General features: G+C 69.9%; 18 protein-coding genes. 6 read left to right on the top strand and 12 right to left on the bottom strand.

Annotated features, from left to right (window positions below; genetic code table 11):
- Positions 1 to 3: 3 nt before the first annotated feature.
- From DA085_RS16790 to DA085_RS16810, 5 genes are read right to left on the bottom strand one after another with little or no spacing between them, the layout of a single operon-like run.
- Positions 4 to 1,173: an acetyl-CoA C-acyltransferase gene (locus tag DA085_RS16790; RefSeq protein WP_109474136.1), complete on the bottom strand. Its 1,170-nt coding sequence runs from the start codon at positions 1,171 to 1,173 to the stop codon at positions 4 to 6.
- Positions 1,173 to 1,607 (bottom strand): Zn-ribbon domain-containing OB-fold protein, encoded by a 435-nt coding sequence (locus DA085_RS16795; RefSeq protein WP_109474137.1) that lies wholly within the window; start codon positions 1,605 to 1,607, stop codon positions 1,173 to 1,175. The genes DA085_RS16790 and DA085_RS16795 overlap by 1 nt, the downstream gene beginning before the upstream one ends.
- A complete protein-coding gene (locus tag DA085_RS16800) occupies positions 1,604 to 2,758 on the bottom strand; it encodes a thiolase family protein (protein WP_109474138.1) in 1,155 nt (384 codons plus the stop codon). Before DA085_RS16800 ends, DA085_RS16795 begins: the two co-directional genes overlap by 4 nt.
- Positions 2,755 to 4,701, bottom strand: coding sequence for an acetoacetate--CoA ligase (locus DA085_RS16805; RefSeq protein WP_202619290.1), 1,947 nt, complete (start codon positions 4,699 to 4,701; stop codon positions 2,755 to 2,757). Before DA085_RS16805 ends, DA085_RS16800 begins: the two co-directional genes overlap by 4 nt.
- A 25-nt stretch (positions 4,702 to 4,726) precedes the next feature.
- Complete coding sequence (locus DA085_RS16810; RefSeq protein WP_109474139.1) at positions 4,727 to 6,049, bottom strand: short-chain fatty acid transporter; 1,323 nt, start codon at positions 6,047 to 6,049, stop codon at positions 4,727 to 4,729.
- A 203-nt stretch (positions 6,050 to 6,252) separates the two neighbouring features.
- Here DA085_RS16810 and DA085_RS16815 point away from each other — a divergent pair, with 203 nt between their 5' ends.
- Positions 6,253 to 6,846 (top strand): TetR/AcrR family transcriptional regulator, encoded by a 594-nt coding sequence (locus DA085_RS16815; RefSeq protein ID WP_109474140.1) that lies wholly within the window; start codon positions 6,253 to 6,255, stop codon positions 6,844 to 6,846.
- A gap of 72 nt (positions 6,847 to 6,918) precedes the next feature.
- On the opposite strand, the gene DA085_RS16820 is transcribed toward DA085_RS16815, so the two are convergent.
- The 3 genes from DA085_RS16820 to DA085_RS16830 form a co-directional block, all read right to left on the bottom strand.
- Entirely contained in the window at positions 6,919 to 7,290 is a 372-nt protein-coding gene (locus tag DA085_RS16820) for a type II toxin-antitoxin system VapC family toxin (protein WP_109474141.1), read from the bottom strand.
- On the bottom strand, positions 7,287 to 7,484 hold the full coding sequence (locus DA085_RS16825) for a type II toxin-antitoxin system VapB family antitoxin (protein WP_109474142.1): 198 nt from the start codon (positions 7,482 to 7,484) through the stop codon (positions 7,287 to 7,289). The genes DA085_RS16820 and DA085_RS16825 overlap by 4 nt, the downstream gene beginning before the upstream one ends.
- 99 nt (positions 7,485 to 7,583) lie before the next feature.
- On the bottom strand, positions 7,584 to 8,732 hold the full coding sequence (locus DA085_RS16830; protein ID WP_109474143.1) for a M14 family zinc carboxypeptidase: 1,149 nt from the start codon (positions 8,730 to 8,732) through the stop codon (positions 7,584 to 7,586).
- A gap of 142 nt (positions 8,733 to 8,874) precedes the next feature.
- On the opposite strand from DA085_RS16830, the gene DA085_RS16835 reads away from it, so the two are divergent.
- From DA085_RS16835 to DA085_RS16845, 3 genes are all read left to right on the top strand, one after another.
- Positions 8,875 to 9,333 (top strand): GNAT family N-acetyltransferase, encoded by a 459-nt coding sequence (locus DA085_RS16835; RefSeq protein WP_109474144.1) that lies wholly within the window; start codon positions 8,875 to 8,877, stop codon positions 9,331 to 9,333.
- 41 nt (positions 9,334 to 9,374) lie between these two features.
- Positions 9,375 to 10,556 carry an epoxide hydrolase family protein gene (locus DA085_RS16840; RefSeq protein WP_109474145.1) on the top strand — a complete coding sequence of 394 codons (1,182 nt, stop codon included), beginning with the start codon at positions 9,375 to 9,377 and terminating at the stop codon, positions 10,554 to 10,556.
- Between the two features lie 167 nt (positions 10,557 to 10,723).
- Positions 10,724 to 11,380, top strand: coding sequence for a dihydrofolate reductase family protein (locus tag DA085_RS16845; RefSeq protein ID WP_109474146.1), 657 nt, complete (start codon positions 10,724 to 10,726; stop codon positions 11,378 to 11,380).
- 13 nt (positions 11,381 to 11,393) lie between these two features.
- Here DA085_RS16845 and DA085_RS16850 read toward each other — a convergent pair whose 3' ends face one another.
- The 4 genes from DA085_RS16850 to DA085_RS16865 form a co-directional block, all read right to left on the bottom strand.
- Positions 11,394 to 12,122, bottom strand: coding sequence for a class I SAM-dependent methyltransferase (locus DA085_RS16850; RefSeq protein WP_161958532.1), 729 nt, complete (start codon positions 12,120 to 12,122; stop codon positions 11,394 to 11,396).
- 106 nt (positions 12,123 to 12,228) lie between these two features.
- Positions 12,229 to 13,128 carry a DMT family transporter gene (locus tag DA085_RS16855; RefSeq protein WP_109474148.1) on the bottom strand — a complete coding sequence of 300 codons (900 nt, stop codon included), beginning with the start codon at positions 13,126 to 13,128 and terminating at the stop codon, positions 12,229 to 12,231.
- 89 nt (positions 13,129 to 13,217) lie between these two features.
- Positions 13,218 to 14,186: an HAAS signaling domain-containing protein gene (locus tag DA085_RS16860; RefSeq protein WP_109474149.1), complete on the bottom strand. Its 969-nt coding sequence runs from the start codon at positions 14,184 to 14,186 to the stop codon at positions 13,218 to 13,220.
- A gap of 2 nt (positions 14,187 to 14,188) precedes the next feature.
- Positions 14,189 to 14,524 (bottom strand): PadR family transcriptional regulator, encoded by a 336-nt coding sequence (locus DA085_RS16865; protein WP_109474150.1) that lies wholly within the window; start codon positions 14,522 to 14,524, stop codon positions 14,189 to 14,191.
- Positions 14,525 to 14,656: 132 nt separating this feature from the next.
- On the opposite strand from DA085_RS16865, the gene DA085_RS16870 reads away from it, so the two are divergent.
- Together DA085_RS16870 and DA085_RS16875 are read left to right on the top strand one after the other, a co-directional pair.
- Positions 14,657 to 15,601 (top strand): hypothetical protein, encoded by a 945-nt coding sequence (locus DA085_RS16870; RefSeq protein WP_109474151.1) that lies wholly within the window; start codon positions 14,657 to 14,659, stop codon positions 15,599 to 15,601.
- A gap of 138 nt (positions 15,602 to 15,739) precedes the next feature.
- On the top strand, positions 15,740 to 15,979 hold the full coding sequence (locus DA085_RS16875; RefSeq protein ID WP_109474152.1) for a hypothetical protein: 240 nt from the start codon (positions 15,740 to 15,742) through the stop codon (positions 15,977 to 15,979).
- Positions 15,980 to 15,997 lie beyond the last annotated feature (18 nt).

Consider the following 15,997-nt stretch of genomic DNA (forward strand, 5'->3'; position numbering starts at 1 on the left):
CTTTCAGTCGTGGTGCGCAGGGTTCTCAATGAGTGCGGCAGCGCCCTGTCCACCCCCGCCGCACATGCTGGCCACCGCGTAGCGTTCGCCGCGGCGTCGGAGCTCACGGGCAGCCGCCATCACCAGGCGCAGCCCCGTGCCACCGAGCGGGTGCCCCAGCGCGATGGCCCCACCGTTGACGTTGACGACGTCCAGCGGCACGGACAGCTGCCTGCGGCTCGCCTCGACGACGCCGGCGAAGGCCTCGTTGATCTCGATGACGGCAAGGTCCTGCACGCGCAGACCCGCCGTGCCGAGCACCTTCTCGATCGCCTCGGCCGGTCTGAGGTGCAGCGACCCGTCGGGGCCCCCGACCTCGGCGTAACCCCGCAGGAGGGCCAGGGGCTCGCGGCCCCACTCGTCGGCGCGGGCCCTGGAGACCACCGCACCGATCGAGGCACCATCGGTCATCTGGGAGGCGTTGCCCGCCGTGATCGTGCCCCGGGCGTCAAAGACGGGGCGGAGGCGGCTCAGCGACTCCAGGCGTGCGTCGTCCCTGATGCCGTCGTCGTGGACGACGGCCTCGCCGTTGACCTCGAGGGGCACGATCTCCTCTGCGAGGTGACCGTTGTCCCGGGCCTCGCGTGCGGTCAGGTGGCTGCGCAGCGCGATGGCGTCCTGCACCTCGCGGTCGATGCCGAGCTCGGTGTTGACGCGCTCGGAGAGGTCTCCCATGGAGGAGTCCTCCAGGGCGCACCACAGCCCGTCGACCGACAGCGTGTCGACCAGGTCGGCCCGGGCCATCGAGGGGCCCTGCCGGATGAGTCCGGCGTGCGGGGCCCGGCTCATCGAGTCCATGCCTCCCACGACGTATGCCGTGCCCTCACCCAGGCGGATACGTCGGGAGGCGTCGGCCATGGCGGCCATGCCACCGAGGCACACGTTGTTCAACGTGATCGCGGGTGTCCGCATGGAGACGCCGCCGTCGACAGCCACCTGGCGGGCCGGGTTCTGACCTGCCCCGCCCTGGAGCACCTGCGCCAGCATGACACCGTCAGCGTCCACCAGCTCGGGGTGCCGCTCCAGCAGGGTCCTGAGCACCTGGGCACCGAGCTGTCGAGAGCTCAGCGAGCTGAGACGCCTGAGGTACTTGCCGAAGGGCGTGCGTAGGGCATCGAGAATCGCGACGTCCATCATGGACCTCCATCCACCGTGATCAGTTCGAACAAGGGCAGGGTCCAGTCGCCAGAGGACTCCCAGACCACTCGCACCGGGGCGCTCACCGCCAACCCCTCCTCGGGGTTCGTGGTGAGGCGTGACAGCAGGCGGAAGCCGTCCTGCACATCGATGAGGGCGAGCACGAACGGTGCGAGCTCGGCAAAGGCGGGGTGCCCGGGTCGGTGCGCGACGGTGAACGAGGCGATCGTCCCGTGCCCTGTGCTCTCCTGCCACGTCAGGGACTCCGACCAGCAGTGGGGGCAGTGCGCGCGGGGCGGGAAGACCGCCTGCGCGCAGTCCGCACACCGCTGATACGCGAGGCGCCGTTCCTGGGCCGCCTCCCAGAAGGGGGCGCTCACCGCCGTGGGCGTGGGCGGTGGGTAGGAGGGTGTCGTCTGCTCGCGTGTCATGAGTCCTCCCTCTGCAGCACGAGGGCCGTCGCCTCACTCAGCGTGGCGCCGTTGCCGGTCACCAGGGCGGTCCTCGCATCGGCCACCTGACGTTCCCCGGCCTCGTGCCGGAGCTGGTGGACGGCTTCGACGATGTGCGACATGCCTCCGGCCAGGTCCGCCTGGCCGAACGACAGCTGACCGCCGTGCGTGTTGAGCGGCTTGGGGCCCCTCCAGGTCAGATCGTTCTCGGCCATCCACGGGCCGCTCTCACCGACCGGGCACACCCCGGCGTCCTCGAGGGTGAGCGCGATGACGATCGAGTAGCAGTCGTACAGCTGCAGCAGGTCCATGTCCTGGGCGCCCGTGCCGCTCTGCCGGTAGGCGGAGTCGATCGCTGCCTTCAGCGGCCCCGAGGTGAGCGACGGCGCCTGCGACATCGCTCGGTGAGTGACCTTCTCCCCCGCCCCGGAGAGCAGGACCGGCCGGTGGCGGAGGTCGCGGGCACGCTCCGCGCTGGTGACGATGAACGCCGCAGCCCCCGCACACGGCATGACGATCTCCAGCAGCCGCAGGGGCTCGACCACGAAGGGTGAAGCGAGCACCTCCTCGACGGTGAGCGGGGTGCCGTGGAAGACCGCCTTGGGGTTGAGCTGGGCGTTCTCGCGCTGGGCCACGACCGCCGTCGCGAGCTGGGCGCTGGTGGTGCCGTACTCGGCCAAGTGTCGCTGAGCCAGGAACGCGTAGGACGTGTTGGCCCCGGAGGCCCCGAAGGGGACGTCGAACTCGCGGATGGGGTTGCGGTTCGGTGAGCGGGGCACGCGTCCGCGCTCGTTGATGTTCCCCAGGACGCACAGGACCGTCTGGCACATCCCGGCCTGGATGGCTGCCGCCGCCCGCCAGGCCATCCCCGCCCCGGACGCGCCGCCGAGGTCGACCACGTTGGCCATGGTCGGGTGGAGGCCGAGATACTCCGCCACGGTCGCCGGGACGTGCTGGGGGGTCTCGCCCACCTGCGGTCCCACGAGGAGCCCGTCGATGTCCTCCCTCGCCAGCCCGGCGTCCCGGGTGGCCTCGAGGGCGGCCCTCGCGATCATGCTGAGTGTGGTGGCACCCGAGGAGTAGCGCTGTGGTGCGAGCTCACCGATGCCGACGATCGCGGCGGGGCTCATGACGCGCCCTGGAGGTCGACCAGCTTGTCCAGCCGGAACCCGTCAAGGCACCCGGGGTTGCGCAGGGAGTCCCTGTTCTTGACGTCCTGCCCGGTCACAGTCTTGAGCGCGGCGCCCTCGACCTTCTTGCCGGCCAGGTTGTAGGGGATGTCCTCGACCGTCAGGATGCGTGCCGGGACGTGTCGTGGGGAGGCTTCCCTGCGCAGCACAGCCCGCACGTCGTCCGGGTTGACTCCGGTCTCGCCGGTGACGAGGAAGAGCCAGATCTCCATGTCATCGGCCGTGGGGTAGCCGATGACCAGGGAGTCGGTGACCCCTGGCAGGCCCTCCACCACGCGGTAGATCTCGCTGGTGCCGATCCGCACCCCACCAGGTTTCAGTGTGGTGTCGGTGCGCCCCGAGATCACCATCCCGCCGGATGTCTGCACCTGTGCCAGGTCGCCGTGGTGCCAGACCTCGGGCTGCACATCGAAGTACGCCTGGCGATAACGCTCGTCCCCGCCCTCGCCCCAGAACGTGAGAGGCATGCTCGGGAAGGGCTCGGTGCACACCAGGTCGCCGGGCTGCCCCACCACCGGTGCACGGCGGTCGTCCAGCACGTTCACGGCGAGTCCCAGTCCCAGCACCTGGATCTCTCCGCTGCGGACCGGAGCCATCGGGTTGCCGAGGACGAAGCACCCCAGGATCTCCGTTCCGCCGGAGATGGAGGCCAGCTGCACGTCCGACTTGGCCCTGTCATAGACCCACGTGAAGTTGTCGTCGGTCAGCGGTGCCCCGGCCGAGAGGATCACCCTGAGGTGCTCGAGCGTGAGCGTGCTGGCGGGCTCGACGCCGAGCTGGTCCATCATCGACAGGTACTTGGGGCTGGTGCCGAAGTGCGTCACGTCGAGGTCGTCGATGAGGCGCCACAGGAGGCCCGGGTCATCGCGCGGGATCGCTGCGCCGTCGTAGAGCACCACTGAGGCACCGCAGCCGAGGGCCGCGATCGACCAGTGGTACATCATCCACGCGGTGTTGGTGAAGTACATCATCCGGTCGCCCTGGTGCACGTCACTGTGCAGGAGGTGCTCCTTGAGCAGGTTCACGAGGATCCCGCCGGCCCGGTGGACGATCGACTTGGGCAGCCCGGTGGTGCCGGAGGTGTACACGATGAAGGCGGGGTGGTCGAACGGGAGCCTCACGAAGTGTGGAGGCTCGTCGCCAGCGTCCGCCCTCTCGTCCGTCGCGTGAAGGCCCACGCCTGCCGGACCACTCACGTCGGGGGCCGCCCCCAGGACTAGTACGTGCCCCAGGCCGGGCAGCGACCCGGCGATGTCCAGGCCCTTGGCGAGGAGGTCGTGCCGTCGACCGTTGTAGAGGTAGTCGGGGGCCAGCACGAGGACCGACGGGTCGACCTGGCCGAACCTGTCGAGCACACCAGCGGTGCCGAACTCGGGGGCGCAGGACGTCCAGATCGCCCCGATGGACAGCGCACCGAGGGTGTAGGCCAGGGCCGCCGCGTTGTTCGGGACGATTCCCGCCACCCGGTCTCCCGGCTCGACGCCGAGGTCCCGGAGGATGCGCTGCGCGCGGCCGACCTCGCGACGAAGCTCTCCGTAGGTGAGCGTGGAGGTCTCACCGGTCTCGTCGACCTCGACCACGGCTGGTGCGTCGGCATCACCCCGGAGCAGGTTCTCAGCCAGGTTGAGGCTCGCGTCGGGAAAGAAGCGGGACCCGGTCATCGGGCGTTCCCGGTCCCGGACAAAACTCACCGTCCCGGGCTCTCCGATGATCTCGGCGAACGTCCACAGCGCGGACCAGAACTCGTCCGGCCTGGCGACGGACCAGCGGTGGAGGGTTTCATAGGGCGCGCCACCGAAGCCGTTCAGCTCCATGAACCGTTTGAGGTTCGATGCGGCTGCGCGCTCCTCGTCCGGCGTCCAGACGATCCGTGAGGTAGTCAAGGTGTTGTCCTTTCCGTGCACCGGGTCAGAGGATGAAGCTGGCCACGAGCAGAGTCCCGGCGAAGGCAAACCCTGAGACGATGCAGGTCACGGTCGTGTAGCCCATGATGTCCCTGATCTTGAGGCCGGCGATCGCCAGCAGGGGCAGCGCCCAGAACGGCTGAATCATGTTGGTCCACTGGTCCCCGTAGGACACGGCCATGATGGCGATCGCCGGGTCCACTCCGAGGGCCTGCGCAGCATCGAGCATGATCGGCCCCTGCACGGCGAACTGCGCTCCCCCGGACGGGACGAAGATGTTCACGAAACCTGCTGCGACGAGCGCGATGATGCCGAAGGTGTATTCGTTGGAGATCGCGATCATCCGCTCGGTGAGCCACCCCATCAGCCCCGTGGAGACCATGATCCCGAGAATTCCGGCATAGAGCGGGTACTGGAAGACGACGTCACCGACGTTGCTGGCAGAACGCCGGATGAGGGCGAGCATCTCGGCCGCATTCCGCACCAGCAGCAGGATGAGCATCATGAAGGACCAGTTGACGATGTCGAGCGTCAGTGTTCCCCCACTCGTGAAGTGCACCGCCAGGTAGCTCGCCAGGGCGAGGCCGAGGAGAAGGGTCGGGATGCGGCTGGCGTCGAGGCGGTCGGCCGGGGTGTTGACGTCCTCGGGCTGGTACATCTCGGCCTCCGCCTCCGTGGCGACCTCGATGATCTTGGAGCCGTGACGGGGACGGACCAGGTACATGGCGCCCGCGACGACGACGACCGTGACAACCGCACCGATGATGTTCCACAGGCTGAAGGTGGTCTCGGACATCGGGACGACCTGTCCGGTCATCTCGTGCACGAAGCTCCCCTCCGTGGCGGCGGCCAGGGGACCTGAGCCGGAGTACCCCATGTGCCACACCACCCATCCCGAGTAGCCACACGCCACCAGGAGCGGGAAGTGCAGGCGCAGCCCGCGGGCCTTGCCCTGTCGGGCCACCTCCTTGGCGATCACCGCACCGACGACCAGACCGAGCCCCCAGGTGATGAGGGAGGCGACGGCGGTGACCACGACCACGAACACATAGGCCTGGCCCGCAGACCTCGGCAGCGCCCCCAACCGGACGAGGAGCCCGTGCACCGGGCCGGTGTGCGCGAGCATGTAGCCGAGCAGGAGGATCAGGACCATCTGCATCGTGAAGGCCAGGAGCCCTGACAGCCCCTGCCCCCAACCCGTCAGGGCGTCGACGGGTGTCGCATCGGTGACCAGGAGGGACGTCACGGCCACGACGACGGTCAGCACGACCGCGAACAGGAACGCACTCGGCATGTAGCGCTCGACCACGGCGTTCAGTGGACCCATAAAGATGTCCACCGAACTGCGGCCCGGCGCACGATCCTGCTCAGATCGTCTGCCTGTGTCCACCTTTTCCGCCATTCTTCCTCCTCGGGGCTTCATTGCGCCGAACTCTCGCGTAAACTTGGACCGACCGATCGGTACAGTACCGACCGATCGGTAAAGTAGCACGGAATCAGAACCGTGTAAATACCGTCTGAGGAGATGTCATGACAGCAGGGGGCACGAGGATGAGTCCGGCACGGGAGGCGCTGTTCAGGAGCGCTGCGGAGCTGTTCGCGGTGAAGGGCTTCCACGGCACCGGGATGGCTGACCTTGAGCGGGCCACCGGGCTGGGCCGGGGCAGCATCTACCACCACGTCTCGAGCAAGGATGACCTGCTCTTCGGCATCACGACCGAGTATCTGCGCAGGCTGATCGATGTCGGCCACGGGCTGCTGGAGGAAGAGCGCGAGGCCGCGGACCGTCTCCGTGAGTTCTCCCGGGTCGTGGTGCGCGAGATCGTCGACCACCTACCGGAGATGACGGTGTGCTTCCGCGACCTCCATGCCGTGCCGGAGGCACGGCGCGGCGAGGTCCTGGACCTCCATCGGGCCTACGAGCAGACCTGGGCGGACATCCTCCAGCGCGGCGTGGACGACGGGGTCTTCGGCGAGTCGATGAGCAGCTCGATCGTCGTCAAGGCGGTGCTCGGGCTGCATCACTATGCCTACATCTGGCTTCGCCCCGACGGCCCCCTCGGGCCGGATGAGGTCGCCGACCAGTTTGTCGACCTCATGTTGGACGGGATCCGCGCACGCTAGGGAGTCGCCGTCCGCGCTGGACAACCTCGCCCTGGAGTCCGGCCGCTGTCAGTCCGCTGACGAGAGCATCGGTCAGCGCTCGTCAAGCACGTCCACCCCAACCTCCTGGCAGGCTGAGCGGAGCCGCTTGTCGCGCGTCCAGAGCACACCTCCCTCCACAAGCGCGACGGAACCGAGAAGGTGCGCATCAACAGCACTGAGGCCCCGCCCCCACAGGCGGCGACCAGCGACCAGCGCGGGCACTTCCTCGTGCCTCAGGACGGGGAATCGTCGCAGACTTCCCAGCAGGACCATCACATCGTCCCGGTTGGCAAGGGAGCCCAGTGCCAGTTCCTCGATCACGGCCGGATGGCAACCGACGCGGTCGAGCTCCAGCTCCTCGACCAGGTGCGAGTCACGCGTGTGGAGGTGGTCGATCCACACGGAGGTGTCCACCAGGATCACGCCGCGCCGTTCCGCCTCCGCGGTGCCGCCGTTGCCGCAGGGTCAGAGCCCCCGAGTGCCGCCAGCCTCCTGGCGCTCTCAACTCGGACGAGAGTCTCCAGCCCTTCGCGCAACAGCGCTGATCTCTCAGTGGTGCCGGTCAACTCACTGGCCCGCGCCAGGAGGTCGTCATCGATGGTCACCGTCGTCCTCATGCACAGCCTCCGCACCTAAACGTGCATCAAATAGTGCTCACAATGATGCCACGCCCGCCGTACTTTTGGAAGGGCGACTCATTGTCCGCTGGGCAGGAGTCAGGGCACCACCGGCGGCTGCGCCGGCCACCCCAGGACCACACCTGAGTCGGTGAGGTAGCCGGAGTAGGGCACGTGCGGGATCTGGTCGTGCCAGATCATCGGGTCGGTGCCCCACGTGCTGCCGGTCGCGATGCCGTCCAGCAGGGTGACGGTGCCGCGGACGTTCTGCTCGATGGCCTTGCCCCTCGACTTCTGCCCGATCGAGCCGCCATAGGTCTCGAAGAAGACCATCGGGTGGGAGTGGCCGGTCGGGTTCAGCCCTCCGTAGTTGAGCCCGAGCATGACCGCCGACGACACCCCGCCGTGGATATCGATCTCGTAGAACGCGTCGCCGCCACCGACGCTGTAGCGGTCGATGTTGACGAAGCCGTAGTCCTTCAGGGTGGAGTAGACCTGCCCCTGCAGCTGCCGGGTCTGCACGTCGTAGAGTCCGCCCTCGATGGCCGGCAGGGTCGGCCCGCTGGGTGCCAGGGAGATGCCGAGCGACATGGTGATCGGCTCGTCACTCTCGTCGAACTTCAGACCCTGGTGGTGGATGTCGAGACCGTAGGCAGGCTGGACCTGGGTCCAGTACGTGAACCAGGAGACCGACTCCTTGGCGGCGAAGGCGTCCAGGGCCCAGTCGCGGTTGAGGTCGATCCGGCGGTCACTGCCGTCCTGCAGGACCGTGTGGCGGATGTAGAGCTCGCTGCCGTCCGGGTTGTACATCGGGATGACGTGCAGCGTCAGCTCCTCCCGGATGCGGCTGAACGTGACGTTGCCGTTGGAACCGACGGCCCTGAGGATCTCCAGCAGGGTGTCGGTGCCGTAGGGCTCGTTGCCGTGGATGCGGCCCTGGAGCCACACGTGGGTGTCGCCGGTGCCGACGGTGGCGACATAGAGGTCACGCCCCGCCTCGGAGACGCCGGGGCTGATGCCGAGCTCGCGCAGGGTGGTGACCTGGACAGCGCCGCGCGAGGTGCGCTCGATCTGCTCCAGCGCCCGGATCATGTCGGCGTAGGTGAGCAGCGCGTCGCGCGGCGGGAAGGGTCCCGGCTCGGGGAAGGCGCCGTCGGCCAGTGCGGGAGGCGTCGCCGCCAGCGTGGCCAGGGCCAGTCCACCCGCAAGCAGGTGGCGGCGGCTGAGGTGGGCAGGAAGGTGGGACATGGTTGCTCTCCGCATCGTCAGTGATGGATGGCAGGTCCCCCGGTGCGCTGAGACTAGCGTCGTCGCGGTGCCCCTGACAAGGGTGCGGCGACCCCCTGGAAACCCTGGTGCGTGGTGTGAGAGGGCTCGGTAGCGTCGTGGCATGACTTCCGACGCGTTCGTACCCACCGGCTTCGAGCCGCCGACCGTCCTGGGCACTGAGCACTTCCGCCTCGAGCCGCTCGGGCCGCAGCACAACGAGGCCGACCACGCCGCGTGGATGTCGAGCATCGAGCACATCCGCGCCACACCGGGCTACGCGGACGGCAACTGGCCACCGCACGCCGGGATGTCGCTGGAAGCCAACCGGGCCGACCTGGAGCGCCATGCCGCCGACTTCACGGCCGGCAAGGGGTTCACCTTCACGGTGCTCGACGCGACGGACGACGACGTCATCGGGTGCGTCTACCTGTACCCCACGGAGTCGGCAGACCACGACGTGGTCGTCCGGTCCTGGGTGCGCGCCGACCGCGCCCACCTCGACGTGCCGCTCGCGGACGCGGTCGCGGCGTGGCTCGCGGCGGAGTGGCCGTGGCAGCGGGCGGACCGCGCCGGTCGCTAGGCCGCCGCACCGTGGTCGAGCAAGGATGACCAGGAGGCCTCATGAACAGTCAGTCCAGCGAGATCGAGGTGTTCGAGGCCCGCGCGAGCGACGCCGACCTCGACGACCTGCGCGCGCGACTGGCCGCCGCACGGCTGCCGGAGCGCGAGACTGTCCACGGCGTCGCACCCGGCTCTCGCCGGTGGGAGCAGGGCGTTCCGCTGACCGACCTGGTGGAGATCCTCGACTACTGGCGCACCGGCTACGACTGGAGGTCGTTCGAGAGCCGACTGCACCGCATCCCCCAGTTCCGCACGACCGTGAACGGTCTGGGGATCCACTTCCTGCACCGCCGGTCCTCCCGTGCGGACGCCACTCCCCTGGTCCTGTCGCACGGCTGGCCGGGCAGCATCGTCGAGTTCCTCGATGTCGTGGACGAGCTGGCCGAGCCGAAGGACCCTGACGCACCCGCGTTCCACGTCGTCGCCCCGTCGTTGCCCGGCTTCGGCTACAGCGACAAGCCGGCGACGACCGGCTGGGGAACCGAGCAGATCGCCGCCGCCTGGGTCGACCTGATGCACAGGCTCGGCTACGGCACGTTCCTGGCCCACGGCGGCGACTGGGGAGGTGTGATCACCACGATCCTCGGCGGCAGGTTCCCGGAGCACGTCCTCGGCATCCACACCACGGTCGCGCAGCCACCGCCCGGCCTGACGACGGACGGGCTGACAGCCGCCGACCGCACCTGGGTCGAGGAGTCCCGGGACTTCTGGAGCCACCGCGCGGCCTACGCGAAGGTGCAGGCGGCGCGGCCGCAGACCATCGGCTACTCGCTCGTCGACTCCCCGGTCGGGCTGCTCGCCTGGATCCTCGACAAGTTCGCTGACTGGACGGACACCGAGGACAGCCCGTTCGAGGCGATCTCCAGGGACACACTCCTGGACAACGTCACCCTGTACTGGCTGACGCGGACCGGCGCGTCGTCCGCCCGCATCTACTACGAGAGCCACGACTCGCTCGACCCTGACCTCCGGGTGGACGTCCCCTCGGCGATCACCGTCTACCCGCGCGACATCGAGAAGTGGCCTCGCGTCTGGGCCCAGGAGCGGTTCCGGCGGATCGTCCGGTGGCGGGCACCGGAGTCCGGGGGCCACTTCCCCTCGCTGGAGGTTCCCGAGCACTTCGTCGAGGACCTGCAACAAGGCCTCGCGGCGGTTCTTGCCGCGACCGGTCGCTCGTCCTGACATCGTCGCCACCCTTCTCCGGGGTGGCACCGATGAGTTCAGGGATCCGGGTCGGTCAGTCCCAGCATCGACAGCTGACGAGGAGGAGTCATGGGCGAGGTCCGAAGGCACTGTGGGGCGTCGGTGAGCGCGTTGAGCGCCGACGAGAGCGGACCGGGGCGGACCCGATGAGCGCCGCGGGAAGGCTGCGCCTGTCCAACTTCGCGATCTCCCTCGACGGGTTCGGGACCGGCGAGGGACTCACCCAGGACGCGCCGTTCGGGCACGCGGGCGAGCGGCTGCACGAGTGGATGTTCGCCACCGCCATGTGGCACCGGCTGATCGGTGAGCCCGGCGGCACGACCGGCCTGGACAACGAGCTGGCCGGGCGGCACTGGGAGGGGTTCGGCGCCGAGATCATGGGCAGGGGGAAGTTCCACACCGGCCCCGGCCCGATCCCCGAGGACTGGCGCGGGTTCTGGGGCGAGGAGCCGCCCTTCCGCACCCCCGTGATCGTCCTGACCCACCACACCCGGCCCGACCTGGAGATGGCCGGCGGGACCCGCTTCCTGTTCCGCGACACCACCCCGCAGGAGGCCCTGGCCGAGGCGCGCGAGCTGGCCGGTGGTCAGGACGTGCGGCTGGGCGGCGGTGTCCGCACCGTTCGCGAGTTCCTGGACGCCGACCTGGTCGACGAGCTGCACGTGGTCATCGTCCCGATCCTGCTGGGGCGCGGGCAGCGGCTCTGGGACGGACAGGAGGCGCTGGAGGAGCGCTTCGACCTGCGCCTGGAGCCGGGCGACAGCGGCGTCATGCACCTGCTCGGCACGCGCCGCACATCCTGACGGGCACAGCAGGTCAGCGGCCCAGGAGCAGCGTCACGAACCCCATCGGCCGGCGCCGGCCACGCAGCCAGGCGGCCCAGTCCTGGTCCAGCTCGGCCCGCACGGGATGACCAGGGTGCTCGAGCAACCACTCCTCCCGCTCCCGGAGGTGACCGACCTCGAAGGCGTCGAACTCGGTGCGCGTCGAGTCGTGCAGGTCCAGGACCCGCCAACCGGCAGCCTGGACACGGCCGATGAGGCCGGGCAGGTCCAGGCAGTCCTCCACGCGGGCGCCGTCCCACATCAGGGCCAGCTCCTCCGGGGTCGGTCGCGCCTGCCAGTACTCGCTCCCGAACAGCAGCCGCCCACCGGTCCGGAGCAGCTCGGCCAGCCGCGCGAGCGCCTCCTCGATCGTGCCGAGGGCCTGGAACGCCCCGATGCTGATCAGCAGGTCGGCGCGGTCGCGGACGTCCTCGCTCGAGCCCGTGACGAACGTGACTCGGTCGGTGAGCCCGCGCTGTTCGGCGGTCGCCCAGGCGCGGTCGATGTCCGGGGCGTGGACGTCGATCCCGGTGCCGTGCGCGGTCGGCACGGACGCCAGGGCATCGAGCAGCAGGGTGCCCCAGCCACAGCCGTGATCGATGATCAGCTCCGGCGCGTGGGCGGTGGCCGCCGCCACCAGGCGGGCGGCCGAGGCGGCCGAGAGCGGCGAGTTGAGCTCGAGGCGGGCACCGGTGCCGGCGGCGGGTGGCTGCTGGGTCATCACTGCATCGAACCGTCGGGGCGAGGTCCGGGCAACAGGTTTCGGGCTCCGGCGTCCCGAGCAGACGCCCCGAGGCGGACTGTGCCCGCCGACCGCCCGGCGCGGCCTACGCTCGCCGCCGGGCCGACGTCGCGACATACGCCCCGACGAGCACCAGGACGATGCCGCCCATGGACACCGGTGCCACGGACTCCCCCGCCAGCCCGGCTCCCAGGCCCAGGGCGACGACCGGCACGACATAGGTAGTCACCGACGCGCGCGGTGCACCGACCCGACCGACCAGCACGGTGAAGAACACGAACGCCACCCCGGTGCCGAGGGCCCCGAGCGCCACCATCGAGAGCACGCCGCCCACGGTCGGCGTCGACTCGGCCAGACCCGGCACCCCGAACGGCGCGGACACCACGAGGGCGACGAGCTGCGCCCGCAGGATGACCGGCAGTGCGCCGTTGCGGGCCTGCAGCGGCCCGGCCAGGTTGAAGGCCATGCCGTAGAACAGGGCGGCTCCCAGGCTCATCAGCACCCCTGCGAGGCTGGCCGACCCCTCGACGTTGGGCAGGCCGATGGCCAGGACCCCGGCGAACCCCACGGCCAGACCGGCGAGCAGCCGCGCGCCCGGCACCTGCCGGAACCAGAGCAGGGCGAAGGCGGCCGTGAACAGCGGGGCCGCCCCGTTGATCATGCCGGCGAGCGCCGAGGAGATGTGCTGCTCGGCGAGGGTGAACAGCACGAACGGCAGGGCCATCCAGACCAGCCCGAGGAGGACGACCAGCCCCCAGTCACCGCGGTGCCGCAGCGGGGCGCGGGCCGCCGGCAGGAGGACGAGGGCGAGCGCACCGAGGGCGATCCGCAGCCAGGCGACGGTCACCGGCGGGAAGTCTTCGAGGCCCAGCTTGATGAGCAGGAAGGACGCACCCCACATCAGGCCCACGGAGATCAGGAGCGCCCAGTCCCGCGGCGCGAAGGCGGCCACCGCGGGAGGCGAGGTGGACGGCATACGGCTCATCCTCAGTCACCCCTCCGTCAGGGACCGGACCGGGTATGCCGTTGCGCCGCCCCCGGCCGGGGGACGGCGCACCGGGGCCGGTGTGCGGGTCAGTCGGTGCGGGCGGCCTTGCGGAAGCTGTCGACCGTCTCCCAGAGGGCGACCGCCAGCAGGACGACGATGGTGGTCACCAGGGTGGCCGTGTCGTTGATCTTCAGCTCGCCACCGGCGTCCCGGACCCACGCGACGGGGAAGGTGTCCCAGGCGTACAGGTCGTTGCGGGCCGCGAGCCAGACCAGCGGTCCGACGAAGAGCAGGGTGCCCAGCAGGTTCACGACGGCGGTCGGGCGCGTCCACCGCCCACGGGCCAGGACGTGGACGCTGGCCAGCAGGCTCAGCACCATGCCGGTCGCCAGGACCCAGCGCAGGGAGTAGGCCGTGTCGGTGAAGAGCTGTCCCCACTCGAAGTCGTCGATCGCACCGCCGAGGCGGAACGGCAGCACCAGCAGGACGAGCAGGAACGCGTTGGTCACCACCGAGGCGATGGAGTCGCTCCAGGTGACCTGGCGTCTCGCCGGCTCCGGGAGCGTCGCCGGGTCCCACTCCTCCGTCGCGGGGAGGACCTCGAGCTGGTCGGCCTCCAGACCAGTGCGCTCGGCGATCGCGAAGCCCAGGGTCGTCCAGAAGACGACGTGCAGGGCGGCGTAGAACGCGCCGCTCAGGACGTCGAGGACCAGCTCGCCCGGGGTGCTGTGGTCGAAGAGCCCCACGAGGAGCAGCACGGCGCCCACCACTGCGGGGACGAGCGCCAGCAGGATCTTGGTGGTGCGCAACCACGCCGGGTAGAACCGCGGTCCGATGAGGGACCGGGGCTCCCCGCGGTAGCTGTCGGCCAGCCGGGTCGGGTGCCCGAGGTCCAGCAGTGCCTGACGCTCGGCAGCGCCCGGGTCGGCGCTCTCCGGGGCGGCGGCGACGGTGTCCTCGATGGTGCCGCGCAGCTCGCGGGCGATGTCCTCGCGCTGGCTCTCGGGGAGCTGGACGGTGACGGCGTGGACGTAACGGTCGGTCATGGAGGTCATGGTCATCCCCTGGCGGTGAGTCTGGTGAGTGCGGTGTTGAGGGCGCTCCACTCCTGGGTGAGCGCGGTGAGGACCCCCCGGCCCTCGGTCGTGAGTGCGTAGAACTTCCGGGGCCGGCTCTCGTCGGTGTTCCACTCGCTGACGAGCAGCCCCTGCTTCTCCAGGCGTCGCAGCAACGGGTAGAGCGTGTTGCCCTCGACCTCGATGCCGGCCCGGGCGAGGTGCTGGAGCAGCGCGTAGCCGTAGCGCGGCTCCCCGAGACTGGCGAGCGCCGCGAGGACCACCGTCCCCCGGCGCAGCTCCTGCCCGTGGGTCGCCAACGTCTCCTCTGTGGTCATGTCACGGACATTAGTGTGTGTCACACAGTATTGTCAAGCACACATCACTGTCCGAGGCGAGAGTGGGCGCTCCGCCGCTGTGAAGTCCTCCCTCCCGAGGGCGGGCGGGGTCCTCCTTGTCAGGATGGGGTCATGAGCTACGAGATCCTCCTCTACCCGCGCACGCCCGGACAGGACTGGGTGGAGGTCCTCGACGCCGACGAGGCCGACGGTCCGGAGATGGACCTGGCGACCCTCAACCGCGGTGTCGCCACCTTCCGCCGCATCGAGGCGCGCCTGCGCGAGCAGCTCACCGAGCCGGTGCGGACCTGGGTCGCCGAGGAGGTCGGCGGCGATGTCCTCGGCGAGCTTCAGACGAGGGACAGCGGGTTGCGGGTGGACCTCTATGACCGGTCGGCCGCGGTCTCCGCGCCCTACGGTGGCCTGTCCGACCCGGTGCACGACCTGGTGCGTCAGGCGGTGGAGGTCGTCGCCGCCGAGACCGGTTACGAGGCCTATGACCCGCAGGTGGGCGCTACCTGGGACGGCAGCTTCGATGAGGAGGCCGGGCAGGCGTCGCTGTCCCGGGTCAGCGACCGGAACGACCTCTGGGCGGAGGCGGACCCCGGCACGCCCGACGAGGACGGCGCATCCCCCGACACTGCGACGCCCACCCCGCCCGAGGGCACGGTCGTGGACGACGAGGACCAGGACGGCTCGCTGGATCCCCGGGCGGAGCGCGCCCGACTCATCCAGGAACGCCGCCAGCAGCTCCTGGAGGAGCGACGCAAGCCTGCCGCCCTGCGGCGCCGGGGCTGGTTCTACGCGATCTTCGGCACGATCGTCATCGTCATCGGTCTGATGCGCCTGTTCGCCGGCCAGACCGAGCTCCTCACCTGGCTGTTCCTGGTGGTCGGCGTCTTCGAGGCCGGCGGCGCCTGGGTCATGTTCTCCCAGGCCAGGCGGGCGCAGCAGCAGGACCAGCAGTCCAGCGACCCGGCGCAGGCTGCCGAGACCCCCGGCTCCTTCGGCGAGCACTCCCCCGGCACCACAGACGAGGGGCCGGACAACGGGCCGGACGACACGACCCCGCGCTGAGCCCGCCCGGCCCGAGTGCCTCGCCACCACCTCCGCACGGGCCCACCAGCAGGGTGGCTGCCCGGTGGCGGTGGTCCTGACCTGGTCCTAGCGTCGGAGGGGTCGGGCCGGCCCGACCGGCCCGGGAGAGGACGAGTCATGGCGACCTGCGAGGTCTGCGGCAACGACTACGACAAGAGCTTCGAGGTGATCGCGGCCGGCAGCCGGCACGTGTTCGACAGCTTCGAGTGCGCGATCCACCTGATCGCCCCGGTCTGCGAGCACTGCGGCTGCAAGGTGATCGGCCACGGCACGGAGGTGCAGGGCCGGTTCTACTGCTGCGCCCACTGCGCCAAGCAGAGCGAGGGAGACGTCGCGGTCGACGACCGTGCCGGTTGACTACCCGTCATGCACGCC

Origin of the sequence: Ornithinimicrobium cavernae, assembly GCF_003121625.1 — a bacterium.
In the GTDB taxonomy this organism is placed as follows: domain Bacteria; phylum Actinomycetota; class Actinomycetes; order Actinomycetales; family Dermatophilaceae; genus Ornithinicoccus; species Ornithinicoccus cavernae.

Bases quoted from the DNA above. Each gene is read 5' to 3' on its own strand.
- DA085_RS16865 (WP_109474150.1), bottom strand. From the start codon at position 14,524: ATGACCACAGAGGAGACGTTGGCGACCCACGGGCAGGAGCTGCGCCGG.
- DA085_RS16845 (WP_109474146.1), top strand. From the start codon at position 10,724: ATGAGCGCCGCGGGAAGGCTGCGCCTGTCCAACTTCGCGATCTCCCTC.
- DA085_RS16840 (WP_109474145.1), top strand. From the start codon at position 9,375: ATGAACAGTCAGTCCAGCGAGATCGAGGTGTTCGAGGCCCGCGCGAGC.
- DA085_RS16875 (WP_109474152.1), top strand. From the start codon at position 15,740: ATGGCGACCTGCGAGGTCTGCGGCAACGACTACGACAAGAGCTTCGAG.
- DA085_RS16855 (WP_109474148.1), bottom strand. From the start codon at position 13,128: ATGAGCCGTATGCCGTCCACCTCGCCTCCCGCGGTGGCCGCCTTCGCG.
- DA085_RS16815 (WP_109474140.1), top strand. From the start codon at position 6,253: ATGACAGCAGGGGGCACGAGGATGAGTCCGGCACGGGAGGCGCTGTTC.
- DA085_RS16835 (WP_109474144.1), top strand. From the start codon at position 8,875: ATGACTTCCGACGCGTTCGTACCCACCGGCTTCGAGCCGCCGACCGTC.
- DA085_RS16800 (WP_109474138.1), bottom strand. From the start codon at position 2,758: ATGAGCCCCGCCGCGATCGTCGGCATCGGTGAGCTCGCACCACAGCGC.
- DA085_RS16870 (WP_109474151.1), top strand. From the start codon at position 14,657: ATGAGCTACGAGATCCTCCTCTACCCGCGCACGCCCGGACAGGACTGG.
- DA085_RS16825 (WP_109474142.1), bottom strand. From the start codon at position 7,484: ATGAGGACGACGGTGACCATCGATGACGACCTCCTGGCGCGGGCCAGT.
- DA085_RS16860 (WP_109474149.1), bottom strand. From the start codon at position 14,186: ATGACCTCCATGACCGACCGTTACGTCCACGCCGTCACCGTCCAGCTC.
- DA085_RS16830 (WP_109474143.1), bottom strand. From the start codon at position 8,732: ATGTCCCACCTTCCTGCCCACCTCAGCCGCCGCCACCTGCTTGCGGGT.
- DA085_RS16810 (WP_109474139.1), bottom strand. From the start codon at position 6,049: ATGGGTCCACTGAACGCCGTGGTCGAGCGCTACATGCCGAGTGCGTTC.
- DA085_RS16790 (WP_109474136.1), bottom strand. From the start codon at position 1,173: ATGGACGTCGCGATTCTCGATGCCCTACGCACGCCCTTCGGCAAGTAC.
- DA085_RS16795 (WP_109474137.1), bottom strand. From the start codon at position 1,607: ATGACACGCGAGCAGACGACACCCTCCTACCCACCGCCCACGCCCACG.
- DA085_RS16850 (WP_161958532.1), bottom strand. From the start codon at position 12,122: ATGACCCAGCAGCCACCCGCCGCCGGCACCGGTGCCCGCCTCGAGCTC.